The organism is Streptacidiphilus carbonis, from assembly GCF_000787775.1.
GTDB classification, from domain to species: Bacteria; Actinomycetota; Actinomycetes; order Streptomycetales; family Streptomycetaceae; genus Streptacidiphilus; species Streptacidiphilus carbonis.
Map to the genome: position 1 here is coordinate 3,438 of NZ_BBPM01000051.1, position 17,360 is coordinate 20,797.

The window sequence follows — 17,360 nt, forward strand, 5'->3', positions numbered from 1 at the left end:
CGCCGGAGCATCTGCCTTTCGCCGACGCGCTCGGGGCGGCGCTGGCCGCCCCCCTGGAGGCGCTTACCGACCTGCCCGCCTTCGACACCTCCGCCATGGACGGCTGGGCGGTGTCCGGGCCGGGGCCGTGGCGGATCGGTCCGGCCCGCGCCGACAACAGCGACCAGCTGCTGGCCGGCCGCGGCAGCACGGTGCCGCTGGCGGACGGCACCGCCGTGCGCATCGCCACCGGCGCGCAACTGCCGCCGGGCGCCACCGCCGTGCTCCGGCGCGAGGACGGCGGCGTGCGCCGCGACCGCAGCGGCGCCGAACTGCTGCACGACCGCGGCGACCACCCGCTGGAGCAGGGCCGCGACATCCGGCCGCGCGGTCAGGAGTGCCGTACCGGCGAGCCGCTGCTGCCGCAGGGCACCACGGTCACCCCCGCCGTCCTCGGCCTGGCTGCCGCGGCCGGCTGCGACACGCTCACCGTGCACCGGCGTCCCACCGTGGAACTGCTGGTGCTGGGCGACGAACTGCTGGACTCCGGGCTGCCCGGCGCGGGCCGCACCAGGGACGCGCTCAGCCCGCTGCTGCCGCCCTGGCTGCGCGCCCACGGCGCGCGGATCACCGACGTACGCCGGGTCAGGGACGACCTCGGGCTGCTCCGCGACGCGCTCCGGCGCAGCCCCGCCGACGTGGTGGTCACCACCGGCGGGACGGCGGCGGGACCGGTCGACTACCTGCACCGCGCGCTCGCCGAGATCGGCGCCGAGCTGCTGGTGGACGGGGTGCGGGTACGTCCGGGACATCCGATGCTGCTGGCCCTGCTGCCGCCGCTGGAAGGCGATGTGACCCCGCGTCACCTGGTCGGACTGCCGGGCAATCCGCTGGCGGCGGTGGCCGGTGCGGTCACCCTCGCCGAGCCGCTGCTGCGCACCCTGGCCGGCTTCCCGCGCAGCGAGCCGTACCTGGTCGAGGCCGCCGTCGCGCTGCCCGGGCACGCGGTGGACACCCGGCTGCTGCCGGTGGTGCTGCCCGAGCGCGGGGCGCTGCCGCTGGCCTTCGACGGTCCGGCGATGCTGCGCGGGCTGGCCCTGGCCGAGGGGCTGGCCGTGGTGCCGCCGGGCGGGGTCGAGGCGGGGGCCAGGGTGGAGGTACTGGAGGTCCCCACGGGATGAGCCGCACCGGCCGTTCCGGCCGCACTTCCCGCGACGGCCGCACCGCCCGTAGCTCTCGCACCTCCCGCAACGTCCGTACCGTCCGCACCGGCCGCGGCCGCCGGCACCCCGGCGAGCTGCAGCTGCGTCAGATCCTGCTGCCGGAGCCGGCGGCGTCCCCGGTGCAGCAGGTGCGGCGACGCTTCGTGCTGGCCCTGCTGGTCATGGTGGTCACCATCCTGATCGTCTACCTCGGCCGGGACGGCTACCACGACAACGCCCACGACCACCTCGACCTGCTGGGCTCCGCCTACTACGCCACGGTCACCCTCTCCACCACCGGCTACGGCGACATCACCCCGGTCAGCGACGGTGCCCGGCTGGCCAACATCCTGGTGATCACCCCGCTGCGGGTGCTCTTCCTGATCATCCTGGTCGGCACCACCCTGGAGGTGCTGACCACCCGCACCCGTCAGCTCTGGCGGATCAAGCACTGGGAGGCCGCCATGAGCCAAGGGCCCCAAGGACATGTGGTCGTCGTCGGATACGGCACCAAGGGCAGCAACGCCGTGGAGACGCTGCTGCTCAAGGGCATCGCCAAGGACCGGATCGTGGTCGTCGACCCCCAGCACAAGGCGATCGAGGCGGCCAACGAGGACGGCCTGGTCGGCATCCTCGGCGACGCCACCCGCACCGACGTGCTGCGCCGTGCCCAGGTGGAGCGCGCCGAACAGATCATCGTGGGCACCCAGCGCGACGACACCGCGGTCCTGGTCACCCTGACGATCCGGCAGCTCAACAAGCACGCCACGGTGGTGGTCGCGGTACGGGAGGACGAGAACGCGCCGCTGCTCCGGCAGAGCGGCGCCACCGTGGTGGTGACCAGCTCCAGCTCGGCCGGCCGACTGCTCGGCGTCTCCACCCTCAGCCCCAACGCCGGTGCGGTGCTGGACGATCTGCTGACGGTCGGCAACGGCCTGGACGTCATCGACCGCCCGGTCACCGCCGCCGAGGTCGGCGGCTCCCCGATGGACTGCGGCGACCTGGTGATCTGCGTGGTCCGAGGCAACCGCAGGCTCCCCTACGACGACCCGGAGGCCGCCGCCCTGCAGTCGACCGACCGGGTCATCGCCATCCGACGGGTGGACCCGGCACTCGTCTGACCGGCTACTTCTGCTTGTTCGCCGGATCGACGATGTCCTGGGCGAACACCATCCCCAGCGGCTCCGGCCCGATGTACTGCTGGCAGTTGCAGGGCCGGGCCTCGTACTTCAGCGGCTTGCGCGCGGCGTCCCAGGCGGTCGGCGCCTCCACCACCTCGTGGCACTTGCCGCTGCGGTCGTGCTTGGCCAGATGGTGGGTGCAGCCGCAGACCGGTTCCGGCGGTCGGTTGGCCGCGTCGAGGGCGAGCTGGCGCTGCTCGGTGGCCTTGAGCAGTTCCAGCCTGCGCTCGTGCCGGGTGCGCAGCGAGCCCTGCAGGAGTTCGCCGAGCCGGCCGCCGCCCACGATCACGGCAGGGATCAACAACCACAGCCAACCGCCCATGCCGGACCTCCCTGTGGGATCGCTCCTGCAGTCCAGCTTAACGAGCGTCAGGACCTGGCTGTCAGTACCTGAAGCAGCCTCGCGTTGCCCGGCCGACAGCCGCGCTTCCGGTAGCGTCGGGCGCATGCGAGCGATCACGATCACAGAGCCCGGCGGACCCGATGTGCTGACCTGGAGCGAGGTCCCCGACCCGGTCCCCGGGGAGGGCGAGGTGCTGGTCCGGGTGGCGGCCTCGGCGGTCAACCGGGCCGATGTGATCCAGCGGCAGGGCTTCTACGACCCGCCGCCGGGAGCCTCGGCCTACCCCGGCCTGGAGTGCTCGGGCCGGATCGCCGCGCTGGGCGCGGGCGTCTCCGGCTGGGGCGTCGGGGACGAGGTCTGCGCACTGCTGGCCGGCGGCGGCTACGCGGAACTGGTGGCGGTGCCCGCCGGGCAGCTGCTGCCGGTGCCGAAAGGCGTCGACCTGGTGAGCGCGGCGGCCCTGCCCGAGGTGGTCTGCACGGTCTGGTCCAACGTGTTCCAGGTGGCGCATCTGCGGCCGGCCGAGACGCTGCTGGTGCACGGTGGGAGCAGTGGGATCGGGACGATGGCGATCCAGCTGGGCAAGGCGATCGGCGCCCGGGTGGCGGTGACCGCGGGTAGCGCGGAGAAGCTGGAGGCGTGTGGTGCGCTGGGTGCGGACGTCCTGGTCAACTACCGCGACCAGGACTTCGTCGAGGTGCTTCAGGGTGTCGGCGGCGCAGATGTGATCCTGGACGTGGTGGGCGCGAAGTACCTGGACCGCAATCTGGACGCGCTGGCGGTCAACGGCCGCCTGGTCGTCATCGGCATGCAGGGCGGCGTCAAGGCCGAGCTGAACCTGGCCAAGCTGGTCGCCAAGCGCGCCGCCGTGGCCGGCACCGGTCTCCGGGCCCGCCCGCTGGTGGAGAAGGCCGCGATCGTCGCCTCGGTCCGCGAGCACGTCTGGCCGCTGTTCGAGTCCGGCGTCGTCAAGCCGGTCGTCGACCGGGCCTTCCCGCTGCCGGAGGTCGCCGAGGCGCACCGCCTGATGGAGTCCAGCACCCACATCGGCAAGATCCTGCTCACGGTCTGAGTGCCCAGCCCCCTCTCCTCGTCCTCCGACCGGCCGCAGCAACGGATGTCTGGAATGCCGGATATAAGGGCATGTGTAAAAGTCGACTGAGCAGGTGTTGTCGGATGCGGGTCGGCGTCGGGCGGGAGGGTGCGGAGCGTGGCCATGTCCTCTTCCTCCGTTGCGGCCAGGGCTGCCGCGCTGGCGCTGGGGTTGGGTGTCGCGCTGGCCGTCGGAACCGCTCCGACGGATGCCGCCGCGGCGGGCGGTGCGACGGCCAGGGGGTGGCGGCCCGCGCCGTACTGGCCGGACGGGATGGTCGTGCAGCTGCCGGGGGGCTCGGAGATTTGGGTGGAGTGGCCGGGTCTGCCGTTTCTTGCGGGGATCCCGGGCGCGGGGTTCGGGGCGGACGCGGCGCCCGCACCGTCGGAGTCGGCGTCCGTGCCGCCGGACCCCTCGCCGCCCGCCCCGTCGGCGCCGGTGGCCTCGAAGCCTGCCGGGCCGTCGCCGTCCGCCTCGCCGGCCCGGACCCCGGCCGGCCCGTCGCCGTCGGTGTCACCCTCGCCGAGGCATGCGCCGTCGCCGTCGGCCTCCCCGGCGCCGTCCGTCAGCTCGCTGTTCCCGGTGCAGGTGGAGCCGCAGCGGACCCCGGCCGGACCCCCAGCGCCCGCCCCCGCCGCGGGCAATGCCGCAGCGGCCCCGGGCGCCTCGCGCCACTCCCGGCGGCCGTCCGCCGACCAGGACCCCGCCTGGACCGCGCCCTCGCAGGGGCCGCCGCCGCTCGGGCCGGGGGCGCTGGCCGGACAGGCCGTTCCGGACCAGGTGACCGCCGTACGCACCGGTAACGCGGACTCCGCGCGGGACCTGCTGAAACGCAGGCTGCTGCCGCTGGGGGTGGGGCTGGCGCTGATCGGCTGCGGGGCCGCGCTGTTCGGCTGGCGGCTGCGCCGCATGTAGCACCGGACGCAGCACCGCTGTGCCGTGGCGGTGTGCGGCGCCGGATGGGGCGGCAGAACGCCCGCGGCCGTACAGGTGTTCTCCGGGCTGCCGCCCCAAACCCGGTCCGTTGGGGCAGAATGACGGCTATGAACAGCCCGAACGCGCGGCCCGAAGACGGCCCCCACGGCCCCCAGGTCCTGATCGTCGGCCCCGACGGGATGCCCGTCGGGGGCCTCCCCGGCGGCGCCCGACGCCCCGCCCCGGAGGAGGGGGCGAGCGGCGAGGGCGAGTCCCGCGAGCTGCCGATCACCGAGATGGTCGAGCAGCCCGCCAAGGTCATGCGGATCGGCAGCATGATCAAGCAACTGCTGGAGGAGGTCCGGCAGGCGCCGCTGGACGAGGCCAGCCGGGTCCGCCTCAAGGAGATCCACGCCAGTTCGGTCAAGGAGCTGGAGGCGGGTCTCGCCCCGGAGCTCGTGGAGGAACTGGAGAGGTTGTCACTGCCGTTCACGGAGGAGGCCATCCCCAGCGAGGCCGAGCTCCGGATCGCCCAGGCACAGTTGGTGGGTTGGCTGGAGGGCCTCTTCCACGGCATCCAGACCGCGCTCTTCGCCCAGCAGATGGCCGCCAGGGCGCAGTTGGAGCAGATGCGGCGGGCGCTGCCGCCCGGCCAGGGCGGTCTGGACGAGGGCGACGACGGCCAGGGGCACCTCCGTTCGGGCCCCTACCTGTAGCAGTTCCGGTGGCGGCGCGGCGGTCACGGACCGGAATCGGTCCTATGGCGCCGCGACGACTGTCCGTGCGGACCGCTAGCCTGATCCCCTGATGCCGTGGGGGAGAAGAGAAGACAGATGAGCGAGCAGGGCACCACCGAGCAGAGCGGCGCAGCTGGACGAACGGTCGGTCACGGCCGCTACCTGCTCCGGGAGTTGCTCGGGCAGGGCGGGATGGCGACGGTCCACCTCGCGGACGACACGGTTCTGGACCGCCCGGTGGCGGTGAAGAGCATGCTCGGCAACATGAGCGCGGAGCCCTCCTTCCGCGAGCGCTTCCGCCGTGAGGCGCAGGCCGTCGCCAGGCTCAACCACCCCAATATCGTCTCGGTGTTCGACAGCGGCGAGGACGTCAACGAGGACGGGGTGCATGCCCCCTTCATCGTCATGGAGTACATCGAGGGCGGTTCGCTCAGCTCGGTGCTCAGGGACGACATCGCCGCCCACGGCGCGATGCCGACCGACAAGGCGCTGAAGATCACCGGCGATGTGCTGGCCGCCCTCGGCGCCTCGCACGAGCAGGGGCTGGTGCACCGCGACATCAAGCCCGCCAACGTCATGCTGACCAGGCGCAACACCGTCAAGGTGATGGACTTCGGGATCGCCAGGGCGATGCAGTCCGGGGTCACCTCGATGACCCAGACCGGCATGGTGGTGGGCACCCCGCAGTACCTGTCGCCGGAGCAGGCACTCGGCAAGGCGGTCGACGCCCGCTCCGACCTCTACTCGGTCGGCTGCCTGCTCTTCGAGCTGCTCACCGGCCGGCTGCCGTTCGAGTCCGACACCGCGCTGGGCATGGCCTACCAGCACGTCCAGGACACTCCCCCGGCGCCGTCCTCCTTCAACGCCGCGGTCACCCCGGCGGTGGACGCGCTGGTGGCGCGGGCGCTGCGGAAGGACCCGGGGCACCGCTTCCAGACCGCCGACGAGATGCGCGAGGAGTGCGAGCGGCTGGCCGGGGCGGGCGGCGCCAACACCCCGCTGATCATCGGCGAGGGCCCGCGGGTGACCAACATCGGCGGCTCCGGCGCGAACGCGGTCTTCCCGCCCGCGCAGGGCCAGCTGGGCACCATGCCGCCGCAGCAGCCGTACCAGCAGCAGCCGATGCCGCACCCCTCGATGCCCGGCACCCCGCCACCGCAGAGCTACGTCCCCGGGCCGACGCCGCCTCCCACTCCGTACCCGCAGGGCGGCCGTCCCGGCATGCCCACGCCGCCGCCCACCCCGACCCCGTATCCGCAGGCCATGCAGGGGATGCACGGCGGCATGCAGCAGGGCGTGCAGACGCCGCCGCCCTACCGGCCGACGCCGGCGCCCACCCCGCTGCCGCGACCGACGCCGATGCCGCAGCCGCCGCGGCCGGGGACGCCCGTCCCGCGTCCGGTAAGCAGGCCCGTCAACACCGGGCAGCAGCCGCACACCCCCATTCCCAAGGGCGGCCGGGGCTGCGGCGCCGCCGCGGCCGTGGTCGGCGTGATCGTCGGCGTACTGGTGCTGCTGGTGCTGATCCTGGTGCTGGTGCTGCAGAACAACGGGTCCAGCTCGAACACCACCGACAACGGTTCCGGCCGGCTCGGACCGGTCGCCGCGGAGCAGGCATCCGGAGGCCCGGCGCTACTGGGCTGAACTGGGCCGAAACGGGCTCTCACATGGTCCACACGGTGATCGGCGGGCCCGGACACGGCGAAAAACCAGTAGCGTGCAGATGCTGGGTCGCCCCGAGCTGAATGCGGGAGCGGTGCGCAGGCGAACGACCGACGGCGGAGAGTAATGGCAGACAACGAGCGGCCCGACCACGGGGAAGGCACCGGACCGGGTGCCCCCCAGGGCGGCGGCCCGGGCGACACCCCCACCGTCGGAAACCCGATGATCGGCGGCGGCGGTTCGGACGGCGGCGGCTACGGTGCCCCGGGTCAGGGCGACCCCGCCCGGACGCCGACACAGGGCGGCGCCTTCCCCGGCGATCCCGGCCTCGGCGCCGACGAGCCGCTGGTCACCTCCACCAGCGGGCTGTCCGTCTTCGGCGAGGGCCGCTACCGGCTGACGCACCGTCTGGGCCGGGGCGGCATGGCCGAGGTCTTCGCCGCCAGGGACGTACGGCTGGGCCGCACCGTCGCCATCAAGGTGCTCCGTCCCGAGCTCGCCGAGGACACCACCGCGCGGATCCGCTTCACCCGCGAGGCCCACTCGGTCGCCTCGCTGAACCACCACGCCGTCGTCGCCGTCTACGACACCGGCGAGGAGGCGCAGCGCGGCGAGACCGTCCCCTACATCGTGATGGAGCTGGTCGAGGGCCACACGGTCCGCGAGCTGCTGCAGGGCGACGAGCCGCCGCCGGTCAGCCAGGCCCTGATCATCACCGCCGGGATCCTGGAGGCGCTGGCCTACAGCCACCGCCACGGCATCGTGCACCGGGACATCAAGCCGGCCAACGTCATCATCACCAACACCGGCGCGGTCAAGGTGATGGACTTCGGCATCGCCCGCGCGCTGACCGGTGCGACCAGCACCATGACCCAGACCGGCATGGTCATGGGCACCCCCCAGTACCTGTCGCCGGAGCAGGCCCTCGGCAAGTCCGTCGACCACCGCTCCGACCTCTACGCCACCGGCTGCATGCTCTACGAGCTGCTGACGCTGCGTCCGCCGTTCACCGGCGACACCCCGCTGTCGGTGGTGTACCAGCACGTCCAGGACCCGCCGGTGCCGCCGTCGCAGGCCAACTCCCGGGTCCCGGCCTCGCTGGACGCCCTGGTGCTGCGCTCGCTGGCCAAGGATCCGGACGACCGGTTCCAGAGCGCCGACGAGTTCCGGGCCCACCTGCAGCACGCCCTGCGCACCCTGGGGTCGGCCACCGGGCCGACCGAGCTGCTGCCGAGCGCCGCGGCCGCGGCGATGGCGCCGACCGTGGTCGGCCGTACCGTCGGCACCCCGCCGATGGGCACCAGGGCGATGTCCGCCGGCGCCGCCGGCGCGGTCCCGCCCCGGTACAACGACCGGGACGACGAGGCCGGCGAGGGCGGCAACCGCCGGATGTTCTTCGCGGTGGTCGCGGTGCTGGTCGCGATCGCGGCGATCACCATCGGGGTGGTGCTGGCGATGCAGGGCACCGGCGACAACGGCAACAACCCCGGCGTCGCGACCAGCTCGTCGGTCAGTGCCACGCCGTCGGACACGGCGTCCTCGGAGCTCCCGAGCGACTCGGCCTCCCCCACGCCCTCGGCGAGCCCGAGCACCGTGCCGCCGAGCACCCAGACCTACACCAACACGGCCCCGACCACCAGCAGTTCGCCGTCGCTGTCGGCCTCCGCCAGCGCCAGTGCCAGCGCTTCGGCGAGCGCCTCGGCCAGCGCGTCCAAGAGCCCGAGCGCACCTCCGAGCAACACGGGCGGGCCCAGCAGCACGGCTTCGAACCCGGCGGCGGGCGGCGGCCCGTCGTCGTCCAGCACCGCGAAGGTCTCTTGAGCCGCACTCAGTTCACACAGGCGTCGAGCACCTGCTCGTACTCCTCGCACCACCACACCAGCTGCGCCGCCGCCGCCGGGAACAGCGGGTCCGCCCGCTCGTCCCGGCGCTGGTAGCGCCAGCGCAGGATCCAGAAGTCGTTCAGCCGCTCCCACCAGACCCGGTGCACCGCGGCGGCCAGGTGCTCCGGGCTGCTGCCGGAGGCCTCCCGGTAGCCGCGGGCGTAGTGCCGCACCCGGGACAGGTCCAGCACCCCGGTCTCGGGGTGGTTGAAGAACAGCGTCGAGGCCCGGACCGCCTCCTCGGCGCAGGGCTTGACCCCCAGCCGGTCCCAGTCCAGCACCGCCACCGGCTCCGCCGCTCCGTGCCCCGGGTCCCCCGCGGCGGACGCCGGATAGAGCAGGTTCAGGTGGTGGAAGTCGCCGTGCACCCAGCCGGACGGCGGCGCCGCGTCCGGCTGCGGCCTGCGGTGCCGGTACCGCGCCAGCAGCTCGCGGCGCTCCCGCAGCCGCTCCCTGGCCAGGGCGTCGAAGGGCTCCTGCGGGGTCCGCAGCTGCGAGCGTTCCAGCAGCTCCGCGATGGTCTGCTCGGTCCGCGCCGGATCGGCGCAGGGCAGCGAGCGCGGTTGCGGCACCGGCGGGTGCAGCTCGGCCAGGGTGGCGTGGATCCGTCCGAGCAGTGTGCCGAGCGCCGCGCACTGCTCCCGGTCCAGCGAGCGGCCGGTGCGGTGGGACCCCTCGACCCAGGGGAACAGCGCGTAGCGGCGCCCGCGCAGCAGCACACTGCTGCGGCCGTCCCTGGCGGTGAGCGGGGGAGCGGTCGGCAGGCCGCGGTCGCGCAGCGCCGCTATGGCCCGGTGCTGGGCCGCGATCGCCGCGCCGGAGGCGTGCCCGGCGTCGTCCAGGTACTGCTTGAGGAAGTAGCCGCCGTGCGGCCCGCTGATCCGGACCCCCCGGTTGAGCAGGCCCTGGCTGACCCGCTCCACCGTCAGCTCCGGGTAGGCGTCGGGGAGGTCGTAGCGCTCCAGCACCCCGGCGACCGGGATCCCGTGCACCCTGTCCAGCAGCCCCGCCCGCGTCTGAGCCTGCGTCACGGTGCCGATGCTACTGCTGATGCGCGTGGGACACGTGTTCACTTGACAGCGGAGCCGTCGATCTGATCCGGTGTCAGCGCTCCTCGGCGTGCAGCTTCGCGACGTACGCCGCGGCCTGGGTGCGGCGCTCCATCCCGAGCTTGGCCAGCAGGCTGGAGACGTAGTTCTTCACGGTCTTCTCGGCCAGGTGCAGTTCGTTGCCGATCTGCCGGTTGGTCATCCCCTCGCCGATCAGGTCGAGGATCCTCCGCTCCTGCTTGGTCAGCCCGCTCAGCCGCTCGTCCTCCTGCGAGCCCTCGCGCAGCCGGGCCAGCACCTGGCCGGTGGCCACCGGGTCCAGCAGCGACTTCCCCGCGGCGACGTCGCGCACCGCCGACAGCAGGTCGGTGCCGCGGATCGCCTTGAGGACGTAGCCGGCCGCCCCGGCCATGATCGCGTCGAACAGCGCCTCGTCGTCGGAGAAGGAGGTGAGCATCAGGCACTTGATCTCCGGCTGCCGCGAGCGGATCTCCCGGCACACCTCCACCCCGCTGCCGTCCGGCAGCCGCACGTCCAGCACGGCCACGTCGGGGCGGGTCGCCGGGATGCGGTTGAGCGCCTCGGCGGCGGTGCCGGCCTCGCCGACGATCTCGATGTCGTCCTCCAGCGAGAGCAGCTCATGGACGCCGCGGCGGACCACCTCATGGTCATCCAGAAGAAAAACCCTGATATGCCCGGATTGTGTCATGGCACAAGATTCGCACAGCACATCCCGGCCCACGCGCGGGAATGGCAGGAAATAGCCTGATTTGCCATGGGGCGGGGTACTCGGAGGTTACAAGGACGTCCTACCAGCGGAGCGGCAGGCCCTTCCGCTGGGTAACGTTCTCCTGCAGGATCAGGGCACCACCAACCGCTGGTCCGCACCCCGCGCACACCCCGCGCAGCGAGTACGGAGACGGCGACCGGACCGGTGGCCGGCACTGGCCCTTACCCAGGGTTGCAGGCGGAGACCGGAGAGACCGAGGAGTGAACGTGACCGTCGACAGCACGGCCGGGGCGCCCACCACCGCCCCCGCCCACGGTAGCCCCGCCGACGCGGGTCCACCGGAGCTGGTACAGCTGCTCACCCCCGAGGGGGAACGGGTCGACCACCCCGCCTACTCGCTGGAGACCACTCCGGAAGAGCTGCGCTCCATCTACCGGGACCTGGTCCTGGTACGTCGCTTCGACTCGGAGGCGACCTCGCTGCAGCGCCAGGGCGAGCTGGGCCTGTGGGCCTCGCTGCTGGGCCAGGAAGCGGCCCAGGTCGGCTCGGGACGGGCGATGCGCCCCACCGACTACGCCTTCCCGACCTACCGTGAGCACGGTGTGGCCTGGTGCAAGGGCGTGGACCCGCTGAACCTGCTGGGGATGTTCCGCGGTGTGAACCACGGCGGCTGGGACCCCAACGAAAAGAACTTCCACCTGTACACCATCGTGATCGGCTCGCAGACGCTGCACGCGACCGGCTACGCGATGGGCATCACCAAGGACGGCGCGGACGACGCGGTGATCGCCTACTTCGGCGACGGCGCCTCCAGCCAGGGCGACGTGTCCGAGGCGTTCACCTTCGCCTCGGTCTACCAGGCCCCGGTGGTGTTCTTCTGCCAGAACAACCAGTGGGCCATCTCCGAGCCCACCGAGAAGCAGACCCGGGTGCCGCTCTACCAGCGCGCCTCCGGCTTCGGCTTCCCCGGTGTGCGGGTGGACGGCAACGACGTGCTGGCCTGCCTGGCGGTCACCCGCTGGGCGCTGGACCACGCCCGTACCGGGCAGGGTCCGGTGCTGATCGAGGCGTTCACCTATCGGATGGGCGCCCACACCACCTCGGACGACCCGACCCGCTACCGGATCGCCGAGGAGCTGGAGTCCTGGAAGCTCAAGGACCCCATCGAGCGCCTGAAGGCCTACCTGGTCCGCGAGGGCTGGGCCGACAGCGCCTTCCTGGAGTCGGTGGAGGCCGAGAGCGAGCAGCTGGCCCGCCGGGTCCGCGAGGGCGTGCGCACCATGCCGGACCCCGACCCGAGCTCGATCTTCGAGAACGTGTACGCGGAGGGGCACGCCCTGGTGGACGAGGAGCGCGAGGGCTACCTGGCCTACGCGTCCTCCTTCGTGGGCGCGGCGGCTGAGATCACGGACGGGGAGGACGACTGATGGCGGTCGAGCCGGAATTCGATAAGCCGGTCACCATGGTGAAGGCGCTCAACGAGGCGCTGCGCCGCTCCCTGGACGAGAACCCCAAGACCCTGGTCATGGGCGAGGACGTGGGCCGCCTCGGGGGCGTGTTCCGGGTCACCGACGGACTGCACAAGGACTTCGGCGAGGAGCGGGTGATCGACACCCCGCTGGCCGAGTCCGGCATCGTCGGCACCGCGATCGGCCTGGCGCTGCGCGGGTACCGCCCGGTGGTGGAGATCCAGTTCGACGGGTTCGTGTACCCGGCGTTCGACCAGATCGTCACCCAGCTGGCCAAGATGCACGCCCGGGCGCTGGGCCACATCAAGCTCCCGGTCACCATCCGGATCCCGTTCGCGGGCGGCATCGGCGCGGTCGAGCACCACAGCGAGTCGCACGAGGCGTACTTCGCGCACACCGCCGGGCTCAAGGTGGTCGCCCCCTCCAACCCGGCGGACGCGCACTGGATGCTGCGGCAGGCCATCGCCAGCGACGACCCGGTGGTCTTCCTGGAGCCCAAGCGGCGCTACTGGGACAAGGCCGTGCTGGACCCGACCGGCGCTCCGGCGCTGGGGCTGCACCAGGCCAGGGTCGCCCGCTCCGGCAGCGACCTGACCCTGGTGGCCTACGGGCCGATGGTCAAGGTCTGCCTGGAAGCGGCCGAGGCCGCCGCCGAGGACGGGCTGAAGCTGGAGGTCGTGGACCTGCGCTCGCTGTCCCCGATCGACTTCGACACCCTGGAGCAGTCGGTCAAGCGCACCGGCCGCGCCGTGGTGGTGCACGAGGCCCCGGTCTTCCTGGGCATGGGCGCGGAGCTGGCGGCGCGGATCACCGAGCGCTGCTTCTACTCGCTGGAGGCCCCGGTGCTGCGCGTCGGCGGCTACTTCGCCCCCTACCCGCCGTCACGGGTCGAGGACGCCTTCCTGCCGGACCTGGACCGGGTGCTCGACGCCGTCGACCGCGCCATGGCCTTCTGAGGGGTTGAGGAGACGTCATGACGACAGCAGTCGAGTCGGTACGGCAGTTCAAGATGCCCGATGTGGGCGAGGGGCTGACCGAGGCCGAGATCCTGAAGTGGTACGTCCAGCCCGGTGACACGGTCAGCGACGGACAGGTGGTCTGCGAGGTCGAGACCGCCAAGGCGGCCGTCGAGCTGCCGATCCCGTTCGACGGGGTGGTCCGCGAGCTGTTCTTCGACGAGGGCACCACGGTCGACGTCGGCCAGGTGATCATCACCGTGGCCGTGGCCGGGGGTTCCGCCCCCGCCGAGGCACCGGCGGAGGTCGCCTCCGAGCCTGCGGCCGCGTCCGAGGAGTCCGAGCCCGAGCGCCGCGAGGTGCTGGTCGGCTACGGCCCCCGCTCCGGCGCCTCCCGGCGCCGCCCCCGCAAGGTGGCGCTCACCCCGCCCGCGACAGTCCCGGCGACCGCCCCGGCAGCGGTGCAGGCGCCGGCCCCTGCGCCGGCCCTGGCGGTCCCGGCGGCTCCGGCCGCCGCGCCCGCAGCCCCGGCCGCCCCGGCGGACGGGGAGCGCCCGCTGGCCAAGCCGCCGGTGCGCAAGCTGGCCAAGGACCTGGGCATCGACCTGCGCACGGTCACCCCGACCGGCCCGCACGGGACCATCACCCGGGAGGACGTCCACGCCGTCGCGGCTCCCGCAGCCCCGGCCGCCGCCCCCGCCCCGGTGCCGGCCGCCGCCCCCGCGGCCACCGCCGTCACCACCGCCGTGACCAGTGCCGACGGTGACCTGCGGGTCCCGATCAAGGGTGTCCGCAAGGCCACCGCGCAGGCCATGGTGGCCTCGGCGTTCACCGCGCCGCATGTCACCGAGTGGGTGCAGGTGGACGTCACCCGCACGATGAAGCTGGTGCGCAGCCTCAAGGCCAGCGGCGAGCTGGGCCCGAACGTCAGGGTCAGTCCGCTGCTCCTGGTCGCCCGGGCGCTGCTGACCGCGATCCGCAGGCACCCGGAGGCCAACGCCGCCTGGGACGAGGCCAACCAGGAGATCGTGGTGAAGCGCCGGGTCAACCTCGGCATCGCCGCGGCCACCCCGCGCGGGCTGATCGTCCCCAACATCAAGGACGCCGGCTCGCAGACCCTGACCGAGCTGGCGCAGTCGCTGACCGCGCTGATCGAGACGGCCCGCGAGGGCCGGACCTCGCCGGCGGACATGCAGGGTGGCACGGTCACCATCACCAACGTCGGCGTCTTCGGCGTCGACTCGGGCACCCCGATCCTCAACCCGGGCGAGGCCGCCATCCTGGCCTTCGGCCAGGTCAGGGAGCTGCCCTGGGTGCACAAGGGCCGGGTGGTGCCGCGACTGGTGACCACGCTGGCGCTCTCCTTCGACCACCGCATGGTCGACGGCGAGCTCGGCTCCCGGGTGCTCGCCGACACGGCGGCGATTCTGGAGCAGCCCAAACGCCTCATCAGCTGGGGTTGACGGGCTTCGCCACTTACGGGTGAAGGCTGATCGGGTGACGCGTGGTCGCCCGAGGCCGGTGGGTACTCCTTCGCGGACCACGTTTCCCGAGGGGTGGAGGAGTACCCGATGCGACCGAAGGCCCATGCCTTGGTCCTGTCCGTTTCCGTGCTGCTGATGGTGCTCGCGCTGCTGGCGCGGGGGCCGGCACGAGCCGCGGCGGCCGGTTCCGGAACGCTGGTGGTGAACAACGGCGATCCGGGGAAGCGGATCACCCTGGTCCTTCTGGGCGACGGCTATACGGCCGCCGACCTGCCCCGTTTCCGGGAGCAGGCGGCGGCCGTGTGGCAGGCGCTGACCGAGGTGGAACCTTTCCGCACGTACCAGCACTTCTTCGACGTCCGCCGGGTGGACGTCGTCTCCCCGCAGTCGGGGCTGCACCGGGGCTCGCCGCTGGGCATGCACTTCGGCTGCGACGGCATCGCCCGGCTGCTGTGCGCCGACGACTCCGCGGTGGCCGGCCACGCGGGCGAACCGTCCGGTCCCCAGTACACCCTGGCGCTCGCCGACTCGACCGAGTACGGCGGCGAGGGCGGCGGGGCGACGACCACGCTGGCGGCCGGGTCCCCGGACGCGGCGCAGATCATCCAGCACGAGATGGGGCACACCGTCGGCGCCCTGGGCGACGAGTACGACTCGGCCCCCGCCGACAGCTCCTACCCCAACCTCTCCTCGAAGGGCGCCGGCGCGATGCGCGCCGACCGGGTCAAGTGGTGGCGCTGGCTGGGCGCGGCCGACCCCAGCGGCGGCACGGTCGGCGCGTACCGCAGCGGCAACGGCCTGTACCGGCCTACCAAGGACTCGATCATGCGGACCCTGGGCGGCGTCTACAACCTGCCGTCCCGGGAGGCGATCATCGAGTCGGTCTACCGCCAGGTCTCTCCGGTCGACCATGTCGCCCCGGCCGCCGGCACCGTGGCCGGGCTGCCGAAGCTCCAGGTCTTCCCGCTGGCGCTGGCCGGCGGCCGCCGGCTCCAGGTGAGCTGGCGGGTGGACGGGCGCCCCGCCCCCGCGGCCGCGGTCAGCGGCGACACCCTGGACCCGACCCGGCTGGGCATCGGCCCCGGGCGGACCTGCACGGTCGCGGTGACGGTACGGGACACCACGCCCTGGGTGCGGGACGAGGCCTTCCGGGCGGGCTCGATGACCCGGACGGTCACCTGGAGCCTGCGGGGCTGAGCGTGTGCCCCGCTGCCGGGAGCGAATTCATCCCACCATAGGATGGCGGCACTATGCCTGCCGACCCCGGCGTCTCCACGTCCGCAACCGTGTCCCCGTCCGCATCGGCCGCGGTACCGGCCCAGCCGCTCAGGGCAGCAGCCGCCCGGACCACCGCGGTACCGGGGGCCTGGGCGGCGTGGGGCATCGGCGTCGCCGTCTACGTCCTCGCCGTGGTGCACCGCACCAGCCTGGGCGTGGCCGGACTGGACGCCGCGGCCCGCTTCGGCATCGGCGCCTCCGCGCTGTCGACCTTCTCCATCCTCCAGGTGCTGGTCTACGCCGGGATGCAGATACCCGTCGGCCTGCTGGTGGACCGGCTGGGGCCGCGCCGGGTGCTCAGCGGCGGGCTGCTGCTGCTCACCGCGGGCCAGCTCGGCTTCGCCTTCTCCACCGCGTTCACCCCGGCGCTGGTGTCGAGGGCGGTCCTCGGCTGCGGCGACGCGATGACCTTCGTCAGCGTGCTGCGGCTCGGCTCGCGCTGGTTCCCGCCCCGCCGCAACCCCTTCATCGCCCAGCTCACCGGCCTGGTCGGCACCATGGGCAACCTGGTCAGCACCCTGGTGCTGTCCCAGGTCCTGCACAGCGCCGGCTGGACGCCGACCTTCGCCACCACCGCGCTGCTCGGCGTCGCCGTCCTCGCCATGGTGCTGCTGTTCCTGCGGGACACCCCGGACAGCCCGCGCCGGGCCTCGCTGTTCCGGCTGCCGGTGGTGGCCTCGCTGGACGGCCTGACCGAGGCGGCCCCGGCGGCGGCGCCGGCCCGGCTGCCGCTGCGCGAGCAGATCGCCGCGGCCTGGCGCGAGCCCGGGACCAGGCTCGGCCTGTGGGTGCACTTCACCACGGCCTTCCCGGCCTCGGCCTTCCTGCTGCTGTGGGGGATGCCGTTCCTGATGTCCGGTCAGGGGATGTCCAGGGCGCTGGCCGGCTCACTGCTCAGCCTCGTCATCGTCAGCGGGGTCGGCTTCGCGCTGCTGTTCGGGCAGCTGGTGTCCCGCCGCCCCGGGGTGCGCACCCCGCTGGTGTTCACCGTGGTGCTCACCACCGGCGGCCTCTGGGGCCTGGTGCTGAGCTGGCCGGGCGACCACATCCCGATGGGCCTGCTGGTGCTGCTGACCGTGGTGATGGGCAGCAACGGCCCGGCCTCCCTGGTCGGCCTGGACTACGCCCGACCGGTGAACCCGCCGGAGCGGATCGGCACGGCCTCCGGGATCGTCAACATGGGCGGCTTCATCGCCGCCGTGCTGGCCCTGTTCGGCATCGGCCTGGTGCTGGACCTGCTCACCCCCGGCGGCGGGGACGACTACACCCCGCACGCCTTCCGGCTCGCGTTCTGCATGCTCTACCTGCCCATGGCGCTGGGCCTGACCCAGATCCTGCGGCTGCGGCCCAAGGCGGCCCGCCGGGAGGCCGAGCTCAGGTCCGAATCCAGGGCGTGACG

At 73.1% G+C, this 17,360-nt stretch carries 15 protein-coding genes; 12 read left to right on the forward strand and 3 right to left on the reverse strand.

Annotated elements, in window-relative coordinates:
• Together TR46_RS29450 and TR46_RS29455 are read left to right on the forward strand one after the other, a co-directional pair.
• Positions 1–1,160: molybdopterin molybdotransferase MoeA (locus TR46_RS29450; RefSeq protein ID WP_063770696.1), on the forward strand; the 1,160-nt coding region annotated here is incomplete at its 5' end.
• A complete protein-coding gene (locus TR46_RS29455; protein ID WP_084719041.1) occupies positions 1,157–2,302 on the forward strand; it encodes a potassium channel family protein in 1,146 nt (381 codons plus the stop codon). The genes TR46_RS29450 and TR46_RS29455, both read left to right, overlap by 4 nt.
• 4 nt (positions 2,303–2,306) lie before the next feature.
• Here the strand turns inward: TR46_RS29455 and TR46_RS29460 are convergent, their stop codons facing one another.
• The gene (locus tag TR46_RS29460) at positions 2,307–2,684 is read right to left on the reverse strand and encodes a hypothetical protein (RefSeq protein ID WP_042407284.1); all 378 of its coding nucleotides are present in this window, start codon (positions 2,682–2,684) and stop codon (positions 2,307–2,309) included.
• Between the two features lie 124 nt (positions 2,685–2,808).
• Between TR46_RS29460 and TR46_RS29465 the strand changes: the two genes are divergently transcribed.
• The 5 genes from TR46_RS29465 to TR46_RS29485 all read left to right on the forward strand — a co-directional run bounded on the left by TR46_RS29465 (position 2,809) and on the right by TR46_RS29485 (position 8,933).
• Positions 2,809–3,777 (forward strand): NAD(P)H-quinone oxidoreductase, encoded by a 969-nt coding sequence (locus tag TR46_RS29465; RefSeq protein WP_042407286.1) that lies wholly within the window; start codon positions 2,809–2,811, stop codon positions 3,775–3,777.
• 144 nt (positions 3,778–3,921) lie between these two features.
• Positions 3,922–4,713, forward strand: coding sequence for a hypothetical protein (locus tag TR46_RS29470; RefSeq protein ID WP_152626747.1), 792 nt, complete (start codon positions 3,922–3,924; stop codon positions 4,711–4,713).
• A 128-nt stretch (positions 4,714–4,841) separates the two neighbouring features.
• Complete coding sequence (locus TR46_RS29475; protein WP_042407292.1) at positions 4,842–5,429, forward strand: bacterial proteasome activator family protein; 588 nt, start codon at positions 4,842–4,844, stop codon at positions 5,427–5,429.
• A 117-nt stretch (positions 5,430–5,546) separates the two neighbouring features.
• Positions 5,547–7,094 (forward strand): protein kinase domain-containing protein, encoded by a 1,548-nt coding sequence (locus TR46_RS43275; RefSeq protein ID WP_063770697.1) that lies wholly within the window; start codon positions 5,547–5,549, stop codon positions 7,092–7,094.
• A 144-nt stretch (positions 7,095–7,238) separates the two neighbouring features.
• Positions 7,239–8,933, forward strand: a complete 1,695-nt coding sequence (locus tag TR46_RS29485) for a protein kinase domain-containing protein (RefSeq protein WP_236655567.1) — start codon at positions 7,239–7,241, stop codon at positions 8,931–8,933.
• A gap of 7 nt (positions 8,934–8,940) precedes the next feature.
• On the opposite strand, the gene TR46_RS29490 is transcribed toward TR46_RS29485, so the two are convergent.
• Entirely contained in the window at positions 8,941–10,026 is a 1,086-nt protein-coding gene (locus TR46_RS29490) for a phosphotransferase enzyme family protein (RefSeq protein ID WP_042407375.1), read from the reverse strand.
• A gap of 73 nt (positions 10,027–10,099) precedes the next feature.
• Positions 10,100–10,753 carry a response regulator gene (locus TR46_RS29495; RefSeq protein ID WP_042407296.1) on the reverse strand — a complete coding sequence of 218 codons (654 nt, stop codon included), beginning with the start codon at positions 10,751–10,753 and terminating at the stop codon, positions 10,100–10,102.
• Between the two features lie 287 nt (positions 10,754–11,040).
• Here TR46_RS29495 and pdhA point away from each other — a divergent pair, with 287 nt between their 5' ends.
• The 5 genes from pdhA (at position 11,041) to TR46_RS29520 (ending at position 17,358) form a co-directional block, all read left to right on the forward strand.
• A complete protein-coding gene (gene pdhA, locus TR46_RS29500) occupies positions 11,041–12,201 on the forward strand; it encodes a pyruvate dehydrogenase (acetyl-transferring) E1 component subunit alpha (protein ID WP_042407378.1) in 1,161 nt (386 codons plus the stop codon).
• Entirely contained in the window at positions 12,201–13,199 is a 999-nt protein-coding gene (locus TR46_RS29505; RefSeq protein WP_042407298.1) for an alpha-ketoacid dehydrogenase subunit beta, read from the forward strand. Before pdhA ends, TR46_RS29505 begins: the two co-directional genes overlap by 1 nt.
• Before the next feature lie 17 nt (positions 13,200–13,216).
• Positions 13,217–14,662 (forward strand): dihydrolipoamide acetyltransferase family protein, encoded by a 1,446-nt coding sequence (locus TR46_RS29510; RefSeq protein WP_042407302.1) that lies wholly within the window; start codon positions 13,217–13,219, stop codon positions 14,660–14,662.
• Positions 14,663–14,770: 108 nt separating this feature from the next.
• Entirely contained in the window at positions 14,771–15,880 is a 1,110-nt protein-coding gene (locus tag TR46_RS29515) for a M64 family metallopeptidase (protein WP_042407305.1), read from the forward strand.
• Positions 15,881–15,933: 53 nt separating this feature from the next.
• Positions 15,934–17,358: an MFS transporter gene (locus tag TR46_RS29520; protein ID WP_042407308.1), complete on the forward strand. Its 1,425-nt coding sequence runs from the start codon at positions 15,934–15,936 to the stop codon at positions 17,356–17,358.
• Positions 17,359–17,360 lie beyond the last annotated feature (2 nt).

Excerpts from the sequence above, each read along its gene's own strand:
- TR46_RS29495 (WP_042407296.1), bottom strand. The coding sequence starts at position 10,753 with ATGACACAATCCGGGCATATCAGGGTTTTTCTTCTGGATGACCATGAG.
- TR46_RS29470 (WP_152626747.1), top strand. The coding sequence starts at position 3,922 with ATGTCCTCTTCCTCCGTTGCGGCCAGGGCTGCCGCGCTGGCGCTGGGG.
- TR46_RS29465 (WP_042407286.1), top strand. The coding sequence starts at position 2,809 with ATGCGAGCGATCACGATCACAGAGCCCGGCGGACCCGATGTGCTGACC.
- TR46_RS43275 (WP_063770697.1), top strand. The coding sequence starts at position 5,547 with ATGAGCGAGCAGGGCACCACCGAGCAGAGCGGCGCAGCTGGACGAACG.
- TR46_RS29475 (WP_042407292.1), top strand. The coding sequence starts at position 4,842 with ATGAACAGCCCGAACGCGCGGCCCGAAGACGGCCCCCACGGCCCCCAG.
- TR46_RS29455 (WP_084719041.1), top strand. The coding sequence starts at position 1,157 with ATGAGCCGCACCGGCCGTTCCGGCCGCACTTCCCGCGACGGCCGCACC.
- TR46_RS29505 (WP_042407298.1), top strand. The coding sequence starts at position 12,201 with ATGGCGGTCGAGCCGGAATTCGATAAGCCGGTCACCATGGTGAAGGCG.
- TR46_RS29485 (WP_236655567.1), top strand. The coding sequence starts at position 7,239 with ATGGCAGACAACGAGCGGCCCGACCACGGGGAAGGCACCGGACCGGGT.
- TR46_RS29520 (WP_042407308.1), top strand. The coding sequence starts at position 15,934 with ATGCCTGCCGACCCCGGCGTCTCCACGTCCGCAACCGTGTCCCCGTCC.
- TR46_RS29510 (WP_042407302.1), top strand. The coding sequence starts at position 13,217 with ATGACGACAGCAGTCGAGTCGGTACGGCAGTTCAAGATGCCCGATGTG.
- TR46_RS29460 (WP_042407284.1), bottom strand. The coding sequence starts at position 2,684 with ATGGGCGGTTGGCTGTGGTTGTTGATCCCTGCCGTGATCGTGGGCGGC.
- TR46_RS29515 (WP_042407305.1), top strand. The coding sequence starts at position 14,771 with ATGCGACCGAAGGCCCATGCCTTGGTCCTGTCCGTTTCCGTGCTGCTG.